An 875-nucleotide genomic window follows, 5' to 3' on the forward strand; every position below is an offset into this window, starting at 1 on the left:
ATCATGGGTAAAATGCTCTTCATGGCCTTCTGCATCCTTGAGCAGGATGAGGTTGCCCAGGCTGTCATAGGCCATGACAAGGCTCCGGCTCCCATCATCGCCCGCACTTTCTTTTACTCCGATGAGGTTGCCCTCGTCATCATAGCTAAAGTCCTTGCGCCGCTCTTCTTCAAGGCCTTCGGCCTCGATCTGCCTGACAAGCCTTCCTTTGGCATCATAGACCAAACGGGTGCGGGTTCCTGCCTCATTGATGTGCAGGGTTTTTTTCTGAAGAACCGGGTCATAGACAAAGGACTCTTCGCCGCCATCGGGATGGGTGACGCGGATGAGGTTGCCCCGCACGTCGTATTCTTTTTTAGTGCGGGCTCCGTCTGCCGTGATCTCCGTTGTGACGCGGCCATCGCGCACATAGCGCTTTTCTTCGTCGCCGTTCACGGCCGTCTTTTTGATGCGGCCCTTGCGGTCGTACCAGATCTCCCGGATGCTGCCGTCCGGGTCTTCGGTTCTGCTGTAAAACTCCTGCCGGGTTCCGTCATATCCATAGGCAAAGAGGTGACCCTGATTCTTTTCATCCAGTATGGAGCGCACTCTGCCGTTATTGTCATAGGCGATGGTACGGGTCTGGCCCAGAGGATCTCTTATCTTATGGATACGGCCACTGCTGTCATAGGAGTAGCCGGTGCTTTCTCCCAGAGGATCCTCAACTTTGCTGAGCAGATCCCCGTTCCAGACGTAGCGAACCCTGCGGTCTGCAGCGTCCTTTACTTCCGTGAGCCTGCCCCCGCTGTCATGGGTGAAGAAAAGCCCGGCCTCGCCATGGCGGTCCTGAAGCTCCGCAGGATGGCCTGCGCCATTGTAGATAAGCCTTGCGGTCA

1 protein-coding gene is annotated in these 875 nt (G+C 56.3%); it reads right to left on the bottom strand.

Features of this window, described 5'->3' with window-relative positions; translation table 11 throughout:
• Positions 1–875, bottom strand: an 875-nt coding sequence (locus OOT00_RS16060) for a hypothetical protein (protein WP_265426435.1), incomplete at both ends; no start/stop codon positions are given.

Source organism: Desulfobotulus pelophilus (assembly GCF_026155325.1).
In the GTDB taxonomy this organism is placed as follows: domain Bacteria; phylum Desulfobacterota; class Desulfobacteria; order Desulfobacterales; family ASO4-4; genus Desulfobotulus; species Desulfobotulus pelophilus.